The organism is Kurthia gibsonii (assembly GCF_006539985.1).
Taxonomy (GTDB): domain Bacteria; phylum Bacillota; class Bacilli; order Bacillales_A; family Planococcaceae; genus Kurthia; species Kurthia gibsonii.
This window is the reverse complement of the sequence record NZ_BJOB01000003.1, coordinates 1-16,100: the sequence shown is the minus strand read 5'-3', so window position 1 is coordinate 16,100 and position 16,100 is coordinate 1. Positions and strand designations below refer to the sequence as shown.

General features: G+C 36.0%; 15 protein-coding genes. 4 read left to right on the top strand and 11 right to left on the bottom strand.

Features of this window, described 5'->3' with window-relative positions; translation table 11 throughout:
- Nucleotides 1–41 precede the first annotated feature (41 nt).
- Nucleotides 42–3,167 carry an efflux RND transporter permease subunit gene (locus KGI01_RS01380; RefSeq protein ID WP_141272669.1) on the bottom strand — a complete coding sequence of 1,042 codons (3,126 nt, stop codon included), beginning with the start codon at nt 3,165–3,167 and terminating at the stop codon, nt 42–44.
- A gap of 148 nt (nt 3,168–3,315) precedes the next feature.
- Between KGI01_RS01380 and KGI01_RS14245 the strand changes: the two genes are divergently transcribed.
- On the top strand, nt 3,316–4,164 hold the full coding sequence (locus KGI01_RS14245; protein ID WP_170214696.1) for a TetR/AcrR family transcriptional regulator: 849 nt from the start codon (nt 3,316–3,318) through the stop codon (nt 4,162–4,164).
- 73 nt (nt 4,165–4,237) lie between these two features.
- On the opposite strand, the gene KGI01_RS01370 is transcribed toward KGI01_RS14245, so the two are convergent.
- From KGI01_RS01370 to pdhA, 6 genes are all read right to left on the bottom strand, one after another.
- Nucleotides 4,238–4,441: a hypothetical protein gene (locus KGI01_RS01370; protein WP_068455190.1), complete on the bottom strand. Its 204-nt coding sequence runs from the start codon at nt 4,439–4,441 to the stop codon at nt 4,238–4,240.
- A 138-nt stretch (nt 4,442–4,579) separates the two neighbouring features.
- Nucleotides 4,580–5,362, bottom strand: a complete 783-nt coding sequence (locus KGI01_RS01365) for an SDR family NAD(P)-dependent oxidoreductase (RefSeq protein WP_141272665.1) — start codon at nt 5,360–5,362, stop codon at nt 4,580–4,582.
- 169 nt (nt 5,363–5,531) lie between these two features.
- Nucleotides 5,532–6,947: a dihydrolipoyl dehydrogenase gene (gene lpdA, locus KGI01_RS01360; RefSeq protein WP_141272663.1), complete on the bottom strand. Its 1,416-nt coding sequence runs from the start codon at nt 6,945–6,947 to the stop codon at nt 5,532–5,534.
- Between the two features lie 4 nt (nt 6,948–6,951).
- Nucleotides 6,952–8,253 carry a dihydrolipoamide acetyltransferase family protein gene (locus tag KGI01_RS01355; RefSeq protein ID WP_141272661.1) on the bottom strand — a complete coding sequence of 434 codons (1,302 nt, stop codon included), beginning with the start codon at nt 8,251–8,253 and terminating at the stop codon, nt 6,952–6,954.
- 26 nt (nt 8,254–8,279) lie between these two features.
- Entirely contained in the window at nt 8,280–9,257 is a 978-nt protein-coding gene (locus KGI01_RS01350) for an alpha-ketoacid dehydrogenase subunit beta (protein ID WP_141272659.1), read from the bottom strand.
- A 3-nt stretch (nt 9,258–9,260) separates the two neighbouring features.
- Nucleotides 9,261–10,373: a pyruvate dehydrogenase (acetyl-transferring) E1 component subunit alpha gene (pdhA, locus tag KGI01_RS01345; RefSeq protein WP_141272657.1), complete on the bottom strand. Its 1,113-nt coding sequence runs from the start codon at nt 10,371–10,373 to the stop codon at nt 9,261–9,263.
- A 353-nt stretch (nt 10,374–10,726) separates the two neighbouring features.
- On the opposite strand from pdhA, the gene def reads away from it, so the two are divergent.
- Nucleotides 10,727–11,284, top strand: a complete 558-nt coding sequence (gene def, locus KGI01_RS01340; protein WP_141272655.1) for a peptide deformylase — start codon at nt 10,727–10,729, stop codon at nt 11,282–11,284.
- A gap of 52 nt (nt 11,285–11,336) precedes the next feature.
- Here def and KGI01_RS01335 read toward each other — a convergent pair whose 3' ends face one another.
- A complete protein-coding gene (locus KGI01_RS01335) occupies nt 11,337–12,122 on the bottom strand; it encodes a Cof-type HAD-IIB family hydrolase (protein WP_141272653.1) in 786 nt (261 codons plus the stop codon).
- A gap of 404 nt (nt 12,123–12,526) precedes the next feature.
- Between KGI01_RS01335 and KGI01_RS01330 the strand changes: the two genes are divergently transcribed.
- A complete protein-coding gene (locus KGI01_RS01330; RefSeq protein ID WP_068455218.1) occupies nt 12,527–12,736 on the top strand; it encodes a DNA-dependent RNA polymerase subunit epsilon in 210 nt (69 codons plus the stop codon).
- Between the two features lie 4 nt (nt 12,737–12,740).
- A complete protein-coding gene (gene rnjA / locus KGI01_RS01325) occupies nt 12,741–14,408 on the top strand; it encodes a ribonuclease J1 (RefSeq protein ID WP_141272651.1) in 1,668 nt (555 codons plus the stop codon).
- 196 nt (nt 14,409–14,604) lie between these two features.
- Here rnjA and KGI01_RS01320 read toward each other — a convergent pair whose 3' ends face one another.
- The 3 genes from KGI01_RS01320 to KGI01_RS13765 form a co-directional block, all read right to left on the bottom strand.
- Nucleotides 14,605–15,102 carry a hypothetical protein gene (locus tag KGI01_RS01320; protein WP_087682399.1) on the bottom strand — a complete coding sequence of 166 codons (498 nt, stop codon included), beginning with the start codon at nt 15,100–15,102 and terminating at the stop codon, nt 14,605–14,607.
- Entirely contained in the window at nt 15,095–15,748 is a 654-nt protein-coding gene (locus KGI01_RS01315; protein ID WP_121175760.1) for an ATP-binding cassette domain-containing protein, read from the bottom strand. The genes KGI01_RS01320 and KGI01_RS01315 overlap by 8 nt, the downstream gene beginning before the upstream one ends.
- 13 nt (nt 15,749–15,761) lie before the next feature.
- On the bottom strand, nt 15,762–16,100 hold a 339-nt coding region (locus KGI01_RS13765), incomplete at its 5' end, for a hypothetical protein (protein WP_170214695.1).

Below are 16,100 nucleotides of genomic sequence, written 5' to 3'. Positions count from 1 at the left end.
AAGGACATACTCATATAGTACGAGCATGTCCTTCCTATTAATTAAGATTCGCGATCTTCATGTGCACGATCTTTTTTCAATACTTTTGATAAGAATTCATAAACAAGTGGTACGACAACGAGCGTTAAAGCAGTTGAACTAATTAAACCACCAATTACGGTAATTCCTAAACCTTTCGAAATTAGACCGCCACCTTCAGCGCCAATGGCAAGTGGAATTAGTGCACCAATTGTTGCGATAGCTGTCATTAGAATTGGGCGTAAACGTGTTGCACCTGCTTCTAAAATTGCTTCACGCATTGGTAACCCATCATGTTCCATATGAATGATTCGGTCAACCAATACAATCGCATTCGTGACAACAATGCCGACGAGCATCAGTACCCCAATGAGCGAAGATACGGAAATTGTTTCGCCACCAATCCATAGTGCAACAAGTGCACCAATAACTGTGAATGGTAGTGAGAATAAAATTGAGAATGGTGCAAGACCTTCTCCAAATGTAACAACAAGTGTGAAGTATACAATCGCAATTGCTGCTACAATAGCAAGCGCTAATTTCGTGAATGAATCACGAATATCTTCTGTTACACCGCCTGTTTTAATTTCTACGTTATTTGGAAGATCTAATTTATCAATTTTTTCTTGTGCTACAGATGAAGCTTTTGTGACGTCTTTACTTGTTACAGTTGCTGTAACTGTTGCATAGTACTTACCTTCACTACGGCTAATTTGTGTCTGTGCACGATCTTCTTTTACAGTAACAAGATTTTTCAGTTTCACTTCTTGTCCTGTAGGTGTTTTAATTTTTTGCTCTAATACACGATCAAATGTATCTGGTTCTTTTACAGAAGAATACACTTCTACGTTGATTTCTTTTCCTTCATCCATAACCGTTGTTAAAACTGTTGCTGGGATGTTTGGATTAATCATTAAAGCTACTTGGTTCGTTGTTAAACCATATTTATTCAACTCATCTTCTTTTACAACTAAGTTTTTCTCATCGAATGCTTCTTGTAATGAAGATTTTGCATCTTTTACATTTTTGTTATCTTGTAAGATTTTTTCGACTTTTGCTACAACAGGGCGGATATCTTCGATTGTATTACCATAGACTGAATATGATAATTCATTATTTGAAGCACCACCAGCGAAGTTTTGTTGTTTCCATTCACCTGGTTGTTTAATTGCGCGCACGTCTTTTACAAGCTTTTCGCTCTTCGTTGCGAAGTCTTTTGTATCTGGGTCATAAATAATAAACATTAAAGCACTATTTGATGAACCAGGGTTTAAAGGATTTTGCCCACCAATTGATGTCTGGATGGTTTCAACTTCTTTATTTTTTGAAACAATTTGCTCGATTTCATCTACGTTTTCAACTACTTGATCACGTGTTTGACCAGCTTTTGGTGTGTACGTTAAATACACTAGTTTTTGTTCGTCATCTGGTAAGAAACTGAACCCTACGACAGGTGCTAAGAATAGACTAGCTACAAGCACAACAATTGAGCCACCAAATGTTACAAGCTTATGGTTTAACACCCAATTTAATAGCTTTTTATAGCCTGTTGCTACTTTACCATGATGTTCTTTTTTAACAATCTTATCTCCATAAATCTTCTTTTTAAAGAGTGTATGGGCAAGTGCTGGAACAATTGTAATCGCAATGACAAGTGACGCAATTAATGCGACAGCCATTGTAATACCAAATGGTAAGAATAGCTCACCTACAAGTCCTCCAACTAATCCTACAGGTAAGAATACGGCAATTGTTACGACTGTAGAAGATAGAATTGGTCGGAACATTTCAAGTGTTGCTGAACTAATTAAAGCACGTCCGCGTAACTTTTCATTTTCTAAATGAATTCGGCGATAAATATTTTCGACGACGACAATGGAGTCATCAATTACACGTCCAATCGCAACTGTCATCGCACCAAGTGTCATAACATTCAGTGAGATATCTAAGTATCGTAAGACAATGACTGCAATTAATAATGACATTGGAATCGAAATGATTGAAATGATTGTAGAACGAATATCACGTAAGAATAACATGATGATAATAACAGCAAAAATAGCACCGAATAATGCTTTATCTAACATCGTGCTTACTGAATCTTCAATCGGTTTTCCTTGATCAAGTGTGACATCAATTGCCATACCTTTATTATCTTTTTCAAACTGATCTGCTGTTTTCTTTACGTCATTAACCACATCCACTGTATTTGCTTCTTGTGATTTCACAACTTGAACAGCGATTGCATCTTTACCATTTGTACGTGAAATGGATTCCACTTCACCTTTTAATTGAATTTTTGCTAACTCTTTCAATTTAACAACTGACTTTGTTTGTTGCTGTTGTGCCGCTGCTGCTGCAGCTGGATTTGCTGCTAATGCAGCTTGTTGCTGTGCTGATGCCTGATTTTGAACAGGAATCTCTAAATTTTCTAATTGTTTTAATGATGTTAATTTACCATCTACTAATACAACTTGTTCTGAATTTTTAAATTGGAAAATACCTAGTGGCGATTCGACATCCATATCTTGAACGAATTGTTTAATAGAATCTTCTGTTAAGCTATATTCTTTTAGCTTATCGTTGTTGTATGTAACGAGTACTTTCTTAACTTGTTGACCTGATACAGATACAGAAGAAACACCATCTACACCTTCAACCTTTGGAACAAAGTAATCTTCGACTGTTTTTGTTAATTGATCAATTGTTTGGTCTTTGTCACTTACACTAAGTGCTAAAACAGGGAAAGTATTGATACTTACGCGATCGATAACAGGTGTTGTCGCAGCGTCAGGTAATTTTACCTTTTCAATTGCTTCTTTGATATCTGCACGTGCTTCTTTCATATCTGTGCCATATTTAAACTCGATTTGAATACTTGAGGCATTTTCATATGAATTTGAATAAACATTTTCAACGTTTTTTAAATTTTGAACTGCTTTTTCAAACGGGGTGGATACTTTTTCTTCGACTTGTTGTGGACTCGCTCCTGGATATGCTGTATTCATTGTAATAATTGGTACAGAAATATCAGGAATTGTCTCCATCTTCATTTTTAATCCTGAATATACACCAGCAGCAGCTAATATTAAGGTCATGAGCCAAACTGCTAATTTGTTTTTCAGAACAAATTGAATAAACTTTTTCACACTTGCACCGCCTTTTGACTTTTTCTTTAAACTTTACTTATAATACTGACTGATGGACATTCTTTTAGCAAGTTTTGACTAAACAGTCATTAATGTTAATATTAAGTGACTATTTGGTCACATGTCAAATAAAAGGAGGCGATTTACGTTGACTAAAAAAGAAATAATTATTGAAAAAGCTATCGAACTCTTCTCAAAAAATTCAATCGCCAATACTTCCATTCAAGATATTACTAATGCTTGTGGCATTTCAAAAGGTGCGTTTTATTTATCTTTTCGTTCTAAAGATGACTTGTTGATTGAAATTATCGATCAATTTATTAAAGAACTAACAGTTTCTTTTGAACTCTTAATGAATGACCCACGTCCGCCGAGACAAAAATTAGAAAAGTTTTGTGATTCTACTTTACGCGTTTTTAATGAACGCTTCCCTTTACTTGAAATGCTTATTACAGAGAGTAGTAAAAGCTTAAAAACAGAATTGCTTGAACGTATTCAAATTTTTAATCGTAGCCTTAATGATATTACTCTTTTCTTACTCGAAAATACGTATGGTGCAAAAATTAAAAAAAATAAATATGACTTACAATTATGCTTTAAAGGTATTGTGCAAAGTTATATTGATTTTATTATTCATCATAAAAACGACTTAGAATTCAAAAAAATTTCGCATATGATTATGCAGTATATGGATGCACTTGTTGAACAACAGTTCGAACCAACATTAGACGCGTCTGTTTTCGCCTCACAGTTTTCATGTGCACCAGAACCTCAAGCAGTTCAGCAAATTATTTCAACTGAAATTGAACGTTGTAAAAAATTATATAGTGCGGATCATTTTTATGGACAGACTATTCTTGCAATCGAAAAAGAAATGATTAAAGATAATCCACAGCTTGTTATTTTAAATGCACTTGCTACAAATCTTATGTCTGAAAAAGAGTTGCGTTGGCTAGCTACTTTAGTAAGAAGGTTGTACCCAAAACCCACTACTTGATTTTCAAAAATAGAACCAAAAAACGAGAAATCATTTGATTTCTCGTTTGATATTTAAACTATTTCAAATATATTTACATATCTTCGTTACGCTTCTTTTTTTTACTAAAGAACCAAGTAAATAGAAGAGCGAAGAAGAAGATTGGAATCGCTACCCCTTGCCCTGCTAAGACTCTTGCTATAACACCCTCATCCGAGTGGCGGTTAATCAGTCCCATAGCAAACAGCCCAACTGCGATTACATATAGAGCAATAGGTATCCATAATAATTTCATCATATTAATTCCTCCCTGTACCCAATATTTATCCTACTCACATAAGAATAAACATCATAACCTAAAAACAGGAAATTTGTTTTATTTGTATGGATATAATTACTATAAAAGAATTATTTTAACAGGTATATAATCGTAATGTTATAAAACTGGTGAGCTACCTCCATCAATATTCAAAGATGTTCCCGTTATATACGATGCCGCATCAGATAATAAAAATAGAATCGCTTTTGCAGCTTCTTCTGCTTCTCCAATTCGACCAAGAGGAATGTCACGCCCTATCTCATTACTATATTCTTCCCACGTTAAATTCGGTGCTTCTTTCTTCCATTTTCTTTCTACTTGCGCACTACGTATTAATCCAATGCATACCGTATTTACACGAATACCATATTCACCTAAATCTTTACTCATTGTATTTGTTAAAGCCAGTCCTGCAGCTCGACTAACAGATGTAGGCATCGAATGTTTCCAACCTGCTTTTCCAGAAATCGCTGTCACATTGACAATTGCTCCTACACCTCTTTCTTTCATATGTGGAACTGCTGCTTGAGAACAATTGATGGCACCAAATAGTTTTAAATTTAAGTCTTGCTCCCACTGTTCTGCAGAAATATCCATAAAGGCATTCGTAGATGAAATGCCTGCGTTATTTACTAATAAATCAATGCGCTTAAATTTAGTTACAGCACTCATTATTAATTTTTCACAGTCAGACTTTCTTGTAACATCAGCCACAATCGCGAGGACTCGCTGACCCGTTTCTTTTTCAATCTTATTTGCAGCTTCCATTAATGTATCTTCTTGACGACCACAAATGACAACATTTGCACCTTCGATTACAAGTTGCTTAGCTGTTGCAAAACCGATTCCTCTCGACCCTCCAGTTACAATTGCGGTCTTTCCAAGTAATCCTAAATTCATATGTATGAACCTCCCAATTCTAAAACGCAACAAACTCTTTACTCATTATTTTACATAATTACTTTAAATAGACAACAGTTTATTAAAATAACGAAAAAAACACTCACCTTTACCTAAATAAAAGTGAGTGTTTTAACATACATATTTTTTTAGAAATAAGATGTTCTATTTATTTTTTAGCTACCATGTGAATAGGAGTTCCTAAAGCAACTTCTGCAGCTTCCATGATAATTTCGCCTAATGTTGGGTGAGCATGAATTGTCATTGCTACGTCTTCTAATGTCATACCGCCTTCGATTGCTAATGCAAGTTCAGCGATTGTATCAGAAGCACCAACACCTACGATTTGACCCCCAAGGATTAAACCGTCTTCTTTACGAGCAACAATTTTAACAAAACCGTCTGTTTCGTTAAGAGCTAATGCACGACCATTTGCACCAAATGCAAATTTACCTACTGATACTTCATAACCTTCAGCTTTTGCTTGTTCTTCGTTAAGACCTACAGAAGCCATTTCTGGATCTGTGAAGCATACTGCTGGAATTGCAAGGTAATCAACGATTGACGCTTCACCTGCGATTGCTTCAGCCGCTACTTTACCTTCGTAAGAAGCTTTGTGTGCTAATTGTAAACCTGGTACAACGTCACCAATTGCATAGATGTTCGATACGCTTGTACGGCATTGTTTATCAACTTTGATTAGACCACGTTCTGCAAATTCGATACCTACAGATTCAAGACCCATTTCGTCTGTATTTGGACGACGGCCTACTGTTACTAATACGTAATCAGCTTCAACTGTTTTTGTTTCGCCTTTTACTTCATAAGTAACTTTAACGCCCTCTTCTGATTCTTCAACACCTTGTGCTAAAGCTTCAACTTCTACAGTAACGCCTTTTTTCTTAAGACCTTTTTTAACAATTTGTGTCATTTGTTTTTCGAAACCAGCAAGAATATCTTTACCGCCTTCAAGAATTGTTACTTCAGAACCTAAATTTGCGTAAGCAGAACCTAATTCAGTACCGATGTATCCACCGCCGATTACAACTAATTTCTTAGGTAATTCAGTTAGGTTTAGAGCACCTGTTGAGTTGATTACACGCTTTGTAAATTTGAAGCTTGGAATCTCAACTGGACGTGAACCAGTAGCGATAATTAAGTTTTTGAAGTTGTAGTGTTGAGAACCTGATTCAGTTGCAACAGTTAAAGAATTTGTGTCGTTTAGGTATGCTTCACCCATAACCACTTCAATGCCGTTACCTTTTAATAAACCAGAAACACCGCCAGTTAATTTTTTAACAACGCTTTCTTTGAATGCTTGCGCTTTAGCGAAGTCTAATTTAACTTCTGAAGCGATTACACCCATGTCATCAGATTCTTTTGCTTGAACAAAACGATGACCTACAGAGATCATAGCTTTTGATGGAATACAACCAACGTTTAGACAAACGCCGCCTACGTATTCTTTTTCGATTACTGTTACTTTTTGTCCTAATTGTGCTGCACGAATTGCTGCAACGTATCCACCAGGGCCTGCTCCAATTACTATTGTATCTGTCTCGATTGGGAAATCTCCTACTACCATGATATTACGCCTCCATTAATAATAATTCTGGCTCACTTAACAAACGTTTTAAATGATTCATAGCGTTTTGCGCAGTGGCACCATCGATCATACGATGATCAAAGCTCAATGATAATGCTAACACAGGTGCGGCTACAATTTCACCATTTTTTATTACAGGTTTTTCTGCAATACGTCCAATACCTAAAATTGCAACCTCTGGATGATTAATAACAGGTGTAAACCATTGACCACCAGCTGAACCAATATTTGAGATTGAACATGAAGCACCTTGCATCTCATTAGGTGCTAGTTTACCATCTCTCGCTTTTTCTGCAAGTGTATTTATTTCATCCGAAATCGCAAACACTGATTTACGATCAGCATGTTTAATTACAGGAACTAGCAATCCGCGTTCTGTATCTGCTGCAATTCCAATGTTGTAATAATGTTTTTGAATGATTTCGTTTGTTGCGTCATCCAACGAACGATTGAATTCTTTGAATTTGCGTAGGGTACTTACTAGAGCTTTTACCACGTATGGTAAATATGTTAGCTTAATACCGTCTTCAGCTGCAATATTTTTGAACTTTTTACGATGTGCAACAAGATTCGTAACATCTACTTCATCCATCAATGTTACATGCGGCGCAGTATGTTTTGAATTTACCATTGCTTTTGCAATCGCACGACGAATTCCAGACATTTTTTCACGTGTTTCTGGGAATTCACCTTCTAAGTTTACAGGAGTTGAAGCTACTTCAGGTGCTTCAGTAGTTTCTTCTGTATTTTCAGAAGCGACAGTTGTTTCTACTGGTTGTTTACCATGATTTAGAATATCTTCTTTTGTTACGCGTCCGTTCTTACCTGTTCCCTCTACTACAGAGATATCTACACCTTGTTCACGCGCAAACTTACGAACAGATGGTAAAGCAATGACACGTTTCGAAGTATTTGAAGGTTCAACAATCTCTGATGCTTTTGAAGTTTCTACAGTTTCTTCTTTTACTGGAGCTTCTTCTTTTGCTGGTGTTTCTTCTTCTTCCTCTTCTTCATCATGATGACCTTTTAATTGAAGATCTTCATATCCAGGTGCATCAATTTTCAGTAGAACCGTACCTACAGTTGTTAATGTACCTTCTTCTACTAAAACTTCTAAAATCGTACCGTCCACAGGAGATGGAATTTCAACAACCGCTTTATCATTTTGAACCTCTGCTAAAATATCGTCTTCTTTTACTTCTTGACCTGGTTTAACAAACCACTGAACGATTTCCCCTTCGTGGATTCCCTCTCCAATATCTGGTAATCGGAATTCAAATGCCATGTTGCTTCACCCTTCCTTTTTTATGATTAGAATGTTAAAACTTTTTTCGCTGTTGCCATAACATCTTTATAATTTGGTAACCAAGCTGCTTCTGCTTGCGGATAAGAATAAATTGTATCTGGTGCTGTTACACGTAATACAGGTGCTTCTAAACTTAGAATTGCACGTTCTGTAATTTCAGTTACAACGTTCGCTGCAATACCTGCTTGTTTTTGTGCTTCTTGTACAACGATTGCACGATTTGTTTTCTCAACAGATGCAATAATTGTTTCAATATCAAGTGGTTGAACTGTACGTAAGTCTACTACTTCTACTGAGTAACCATCTTTTTCTAATGCTTCAGCTGCTTTTAATGATTCTTGAACCATTGCACCATATGCAAAGATTGATAAATCTGTACCTTCACGTTTTACATCCGCTTTTCCAAGTGGAATTGTGTATGACTCTTCTGGAACTTCTTCACGGAATGAGCGGTATAATTTTAAATGCTCTAAGAAAATAACAGGGTCATTATCACGAATAGATGAGATTAATAATCCTTTTGCATCGTATGGTGTTGAAGGAATAACTACTTTTAAACCTGGTTGTGAAGTCATTAAACCTTCTAAACTATCTGAGTGCATTTCAGGTGTGTGTACACCACCGCCGAATGGCGAACGAATTGTTACAGGTGCATTTAATGTGCCGCCTGAACGGTAGCTCATACGTGCTAATTGACCTGAAATTGAATCCATTACTTCATATACAAAGCCGAAGAATTGAATCTCTGGCACTGGTCGGAAACCTTGAAGTGCTAAACCGATTGCTAAACCACCGATTCCTGATTCTGCAAGTGGTGTATCGAATACGCGATCGACACCGAATTCTTTTTGAAGACCTTCAGTGGCACGGAATACCCCACCGTTTACACCAACGTCCTCACCAAAAACGAGCACGTTTTCATTGTCTTTTAACTCACATCTTAAAGCGTCTGTAATTGCTTGAACCATTGTCATTTGTGCCATCGGTTATTTCGACTCCTTCTCTTTGTAGATTTCATATTGCTCTTTTAAGTTATATGGAAGTTCATCTTTATGCATGATTGAAATTAAATCTGTTACTTTTTGTTTTTGCACACCGTCTGCTTGTTTAATCGCTGCTTTGATTTCTTCTTTTGCTTTTTCGATTACTTCAGTTTCTTTTTCTTCGCTCCAAATACCTTTTGCTTCAAGGTATTTACGGAAACGAACAACAGGATCTTTTTTCTCCCACTCGCTATCTGTTTCTGATGAACGGTAACGTGTTGGATCATCACCAGCCATTGTATGTGGACCATAACGATAACATACTGTTTCGATGAATGATGGTCCTTCTCCAGCTACTGCACGTTCACGCGCATCACGTGTTGCTACATATACTGCTAATGGGTCCATACCATCTACTTGAATACTTGGAATACCAGCTGCTACACCTTTTTGTGCAATTGTTGTTGCAGATGTTTGTAAAGCACGTGGTGTTGAAATCGCGAATTGGTTATTTTGTACGATGAAAATTGCAGGTGACTTGAATGCACCAGCAAAGTTAATTCCTTCGTAAAAATCACCTTGTGAAGAACCGCCATCACCAGTGTATGTGACAGCAACTGATTTTTTACCGCGTTTTTGCATACCAAGTGCTACACCAGCCGTTTGAATGTATTGTGCACCGATAATAATTTGTGGTGGTAATACGTTTACGTCCTCAGGAATTTGACCACCTACGAAATGACCACGTGACCATAGGAACGCTTTCCATAAAGGTAAACCATGTAATATGATTTGTGGTACATCACGGTAACCTGGGAGAATATAATCTTCTTTTTCAAGTGCAAAGTGTGATGCAATTTGTGATGCCTCTTGTCCAGCTGTAGGTGCATAGAAACCTAAGCGTCCTTGTCTATTTAAAGAGATTGAACGTTGATCTAAGATACGTGTAAATACCATACGTGACATTAATTCAACTAACTCTTCATCTGATAATTTAGGATCTAAAGCGTCATTTACGATTTCGCCGTTTTCATTTAAAATTTGAACCATTTCAAACTTCTCTTCAATTTCTTGTAAGTTTTTTACTGGATCAAAAAGGTTATTGTTTGAAGTCATCCTCTTACATCTCCTTTGTAACTGTATTATTTAAAATTCCAAAATCATTAGTACAACTATATCTATCTTCAGTATACTGAATTCGTTTTCATACGTCAATCACTTAATTCACTGTTTTGTCATATTATTTTCTTTTAGGTGCTGTATTATATATTTTAATATACCTGTATTATAATACAGATGGTTTTTTCTTGTTTTAATGTAGCACAGACACAAGCCTATACGTTTGATTATTCCCACCCCACATACGAGTGAAACAATGGAGAATATTGGATTGTCGGTCTTTTTTTATTGCTGAATTGACTTATTGTTATATACTTATGAATAGATATTGTTTGGAAAGGGAGATTACCATGATTTTAATGAAAGATATTATTCGCGAAGGGCATGAAACACTTCGCATGAAAGCAGAGGAAGTACCATTTCCTCTAACAGACGAATTACGCAAATTCGGTGAAGAATTACTTGAATTCTTAATCAATAGCCAAGACCCTGAAATAGCTGAAAAGTATGAGCTGCGTTCAGGAATCGGCATTGCAGCGCCACAAGTAAATCGTTCAATTCGCATGTTTGCCCTACATGTACCAAAAGACAACGGTGAGATGTTAAGTGAAATCATTATCAACCCGAAAATTGTCAGTCATTCTGTAGAAGAAACATATCTTCCAGGCGGCGAAGGTTGTCTATCAGTTGATCGTGATGTACCTGGATACGTTCCACGCCCACAACGCATTACCGTAAAATATAAAGACTTAGATGGCGTAGAGAAAAAAGTACGTTTGAAAAATCTTCCTGCAATTGCTTTCCAACATGAGCTAGACCACTTAAATGGTGTTATGTTCTATGATCGAATCAATAAGGAAAATCCTTTTTACGAGGCACCTAACTCACATCCTTTAGAGGAAGCATAATTACAAAGAAGAGGAATCGCTCGTTTCAATCGTGCGATTCCTCTTTTCTTCATTATTCGCAAAGACCTAAACGGCGCATAGCCTTTGATAAGCCATCTTCATCTACATGTTCTGTTACAATGCTCGCTGCTTCTTTTACACGCTCAGGGCTATTCCCCATTGCAACACTCGTACCATTTTTTGCAACAAGTTCAAGCATTTCAATATCATTTAACCCATCGCCAAAGACCATTGTATCTGCTAATGTAAAATCAGTATGTTGAATAAATTGTTCAATGCCATATGCTTTAGACACATCATGATTGATCACATCATCTGAATACTTATGCCAACGAATAAATGCTAACTCTGGAAAAGCCTTTAAATAACGTGGTTTTTCTTCTTCTGGAACATACAAAAGCGCTTGATAAATATCCGCTTCTTTCCAGTGATTCAAATCGTACTCAGGCATTGGGTAGAATAATGAATCCATACTTGCTTTTACGTGGTCATCATATTCTGTTGTCGATGTCATACGTTGCTCGTCTAAATAAACAACAGGATAACCATCTTTTTCTGCTTCTATTGCAAGTCGTTCAAGTACATCTGCTGGGATTGGACGTTTAGAAATTGTTTTCCCTTGATAAACGACAAATTGACCATTAAAACTAACGTAGCTGTCAATGTCTAGCTCTTCACTTACTTCTTTTAAAAAGAACGGAGAGCGCCCTGTTGCGATGGCTACTTCATGACCATTTGCTCTCGCCTCTTCAATTGCTCTCTTTGTTGCTTCAGGAATTTTTTTTGATGTGTTATAGAGTGTACCGTCTATATCAAAAAACAATAACTTTTTCTTCAATTCCTAAACTCCTCTCTAACTGCTCATACTTTTATATGTTCTTAATTCTAACACACTCTAAACTTTTTTGTTGTTCTCACTCTTTCTTCCTTATTATATGTCAAGTTAAATAACTTTACTCTCATGTCGTTATCACTTATACTATACCTAGGGAGTGATACGCCATGTTTAAACGTCTTAAAAAACGACTGTTGAAAAGGCTTCGTGGCTTACTCGAAAAGAAAACGGTAGCTTAGTGATGAAGAGAGGTGGGACTTGATGTACTTCGAGTCTGATCTCTCTTCCTTTTGACATCCAAACCTGAAATGCAATTTTTATCGGGGTTTTCTTTATTTTATATTGGTGTCATGATAATATATAAGAAATGCAACATATTTTGAACGTGTTAAAGGAGAGCAAATAAAATGATTTACAAAGTTTATTATCAAGAAAGCCAGCTTCAAGTTCCAGTTCGCGAAAATACTAAAAGCCTATATCTTGAAGCAGCAGATCCACGTGAAGTACGTGCACTGTTAGCTGATCGTGGCTACAACATCGAATTAATTCAATTGCTTGAGGGTAATTACCTAGAGTATGAACAAGCAAGCGAAAACTTCCACTTGGAGCAATTCTAAGTAGATGAAATTCGTCAAAAATGACCAAACAGCTGTTTTCGCACTTGGCGGACTGGGCGAAATCGGCAAAAATACGTATGCGGTTCAATTTCAGGATGAAATCATTCTGATTGACGCAGGAATTAAGTTTCCAGAAGATGACCTACTAGGCATCGACTATGTAATCCCTGATTACACTTATCTTGTTAGAAATGTTGATAAAATTAAAGGTCTCTTTATTACGCATGGTCACGAAGATCATATTGGCGGTATTCCTTACTTATTACGCCAAATTAATGTTCCTGTCTATGGTGGTAAACTAGCACTTGGTTTATTACGTAATAAATTAGACGAACATGGTTTACTACGCACAACAAAATTAATCGAAATTAAAGAAGAAGATGTTATCAAATTCAGAAAAACATCTGTTAGTTTCTTTAGAACAACTCACAGTATTCCAGATGCTTTAGGTGTAGTCGTTAAAACACCTCCTGGTAATATCGTGCATACAGGTGACTTCAAATTTGATTTCACACCTGTTGGAGAACCAGCCAACTTAACAAAAATGGCTGAAATCGGTAAAGAAGGCGTACTATGCCTACTATCTGATAGTACAAATGCTGAGGTTCCTAACTTTACAATGTCTGAACGTAAAGTCGGCGAAAGCATTGACGAAATCATGCGTAAAGTAGATGGTCGTATTATTTTTGCAACATTTGCATCAAATATTCACCGTTTACAACAAGTAACAGATGCTGCGGCTAAATTCGGTCGTAAAGTAGCTGTATTCGGACGCAGTATGGATAATGCCATCACGATTGGTCGTGAACTCGGCTACATTACAGCTCCAAAAGAAACATTTGTTGACACACAAACTTTAAATCGCCTTCCAGCGAATGAAGTGATGATTTTATGTACGGGTTCTCAAGGTGAACCAATGGCAGCACTTTCTCGTATTGCAAATGGTACACATCGTCAAATTCAAATTCAACCTGACGATACAGTGATTTTCTCTTCTTCACCAATTCCAGGTAACACAGCGAGCGTGAATAAGATTATCAACTTATTATATCGTGCAGGTGCAGATGTTATTCACGGTTCATTGAATAACATTCACACATCTGGTCATGGTTCTCAGCAAGAACAAAAATTAATGTTACGTTTAATGAAGCCTAAATTTTTCATGCCAATTCACGGTGAATACCGTATGCTTCGTATGCATGCAAGTCTTGCTGTTGATTGTGACGTACCTGAAGAGAATATCTTCATCATGGAAAACGGTGATGTTCTTGCATTAAGTTCTGATGAGGCACATGTTGCTGGTCGCATTCCTTCTGGTGATGTGTACATCGATGGTAACGGAATCGGTGATATCGGTAACATCGTATTACGCGATCGTCGTATTCTTTCAGAAGAAGGTCTTGTGATTGTTGTTGTAAGTGTTGATATGGAAAACCAACGTATCGTATCAGGTCCAGATATCATTTCACGTGGCTTCGTTTACATGCGTGAGTCAGGTATGATGATTAATGAAGCACAACAAATGCTAAATCGTCATCTACAAGAATCAGTTAAGGAAAAAACAACACAGTGGTCAGATTTGAAAAATGAAATTACTGATGTGTTAACACCTTATCTATACGAAAAAACAAAACGTCGTCCAATGGTTTTACCAATCATTATGGAAGTCTAAATAGAAAAAGGAGTCGCAGTTGCGGCTCCTTTTTTATATTTTCATCTATATACTATAAAAGTTTCACCAACTCATCGCATATTTACCTTAAGTTGATTACTATCCAGTAAAAATACACGATGAGTTGCATGTATTCAAATTACTGTAGCCATAAAATTTGAAACAGAATTACCAAAAGCTAATAACAATGTACTCATTAAAAATTAAATTTAACAAGATCTCGCTTTTCTTTTTGCCACATACCAATCGGTAGTGCTAAATAAAATGGACCTTTTGAATGAACCACTTCTTTTGGAACAATGAAATTTAACGTATAGTTCCCGTTATTTTTAGTTTGTATTAATGAATTGTCTGCATACCTTATAAAAGCTCCTTTATTTAGTTGAAACTGTCCTATTACAAGCTTTTCATCCGTCTTACTAATCTTTTTCACCGTTAGATTAACAGAAAGAACGGTATCAGATGTTTCGATAAATAAGGTTGGATTTGCTTTTTTTTGTTTGTTAACTTCAGCTTCCGACATTTCATAAACTTTTTTCACTTTAAATGAATAACCTTTACTTTTAAATTGGTCATTTAGTGAATGAATGGTATCTTTATACGTGAACGCAGAGACATTTACTTGATAAATTCTTACACTGACTATGGCAACAACAATAAGTAGAACAAATAAATAGAGCCACTTTTTATTCATATATAGCCTCTACTTTCTTCGATAAAATCCCACTTTCCATTTCATAAATTTCATCGGATAAATAATTAATTTCATTCTCATTATGGCTGGCAATTAAAATTGTTTTTCCTTGTCCTTTTAATTGCATCATTAGATTTTTAAACATTTGGCTGCCCTCTTTATCTAATGCATTAGTTGGTTCATCAAAGATAAGTAAGTCTTGATCTTCCATGATTGCTTGAGCAATACCGAGACGCTGTTTCATACCTAAAGAATATTTCTTAGTCTTAATATGAGCACGATCTTTTAATCCGACAACTTCAAGTGCTTCCCATATTTTTGATTGTGGAATTTTATTGTCAATTGCAGCTAAATAAGCTAGATTTTTAAATCCACTATATTGTGGAATAAAACCAGGATTTTCTATGATAACACCTGCATTTCTAGGAAACGAAATATCTTTCCCAATAACTTCTCCATTAATGATGATTTGACCTGAAGTTAATTTAATGAAACCACAAATAGCTCGGAATAACATTGTTTTACCAGAACCATTATGACCAATAAAACCATAAATGTGACCCTTTTCTAAATTTAATTGGATATTATTTAACACCGTTGTCTTATTAATTACTTTTGAAGCTGCTTTTATTTCAAGATAACTCATCTATAAAACCTCCCTAATTTCGATAAAGTAAATCGACACGCTTGTAGTAAAATTGTCCAACGAAAATTACTAATAACATCCATAATAGTTGAAGGACTACCCCTAGAGTAAACGACTGTTCACCATTGAAGACAGAATAAGCAAAAACATCGACTATATTCCCAGGGATAATAGATAACTCCAAAACCATGTTGACTACAAGCAGTATAATCGATAGCACAATTCCGAAAATAGGAGTTACGAGCATCGATAAAACGGATTGAAGGAGTACAAGTGTGAAGCTACCTAATAAAAATGCAAGAAAAATAGTAAGAACATCGACAAAGGTTAGATAACTTTCAAACAACATTGG

What these genes read in the sequence shown, in the direction of transcription:
- KGI01_RS01370 (WP_068455190.1), bottom strand. Translation starts at nt 4,441, where the DNA reads ATGATGAAATTATTATGGATACCTATTGCTCTATATGTAATCGCAGTT.
- KGI01_RS01365 (WP_141272665.1), bottom strand. Translation starts at nt 5,362, where the DNA reads ATGAATTTAGGATTACTTGGAAAGACCGCAATTGTAACTGGAGGGTCG.
- lpdA (WP_141272663.1), bottom strand. Translation starts at nt 6,947, where the DNA reads ATGGTAGTAGGAGATTTCCCAATCGAGACAGATACAATAGTAATTGGA.
- KGI01_RS01355 (WP_141272661.1), bottom strand. Translation starts at nt 8,253, where the DNA reads ATGGCATTTGAATTCCGATTACCAGATATTGGAGAGGGAATCCACGAA.
- KGI01_RS01350 (WP_141272659.1), bottom strand. Translation starts at nt 9,257, where the DNA reads ATGGCACAAATGACAATGGTTCAAGCAATTACAGACGCTTTAAGATGT.
- pdhA (WP_141272657.1), bottom strand. Translation starts at nt 10,373, where the DNA reads ATGACTTCAAACAATAACCTTTTTGATCCAGTAAAAAACTTACAAGAA.
- def (WP_141272655.1), top strand. Translation starts at nt 10,727, where the DNA reads ATGATTTTAATGAAAGATATTATTCGCGAAGGGCATGAAACACTTCGC.
- KGI01_RS01330 (WP_068455218.1), top strand. Translation starts at nt 12,527, where the DNA reads ATGATTTACAAAGTTTATTATCAAGAAAGCCAGCTTCAAGTTCCAGTT.
- rnjA (WP_141272651.1), top strand. Translation starts at nt 12,741, where the DNA reads ATGAAATTCGTCAAAAATGACCAAACAGCTGTTTTCGCACTTGGCGGA.
- KGI01_RS01320 (WP_087682399.1), bottom strand. Translation starts at nt 15,102, where the DNA reads ATGAATAAAAAGTGGCTCTATTTATTTGTTCTACTTATTGTTGTTGCC.
- KGI01_RS01315 (WP_121175760.1), bottom strand. Translation starts at nt 15,748, where the DNA reads ATGAGTTATCTTGAAATAAAAGCAGCTTCAAAAGTAATTAATAAGACA.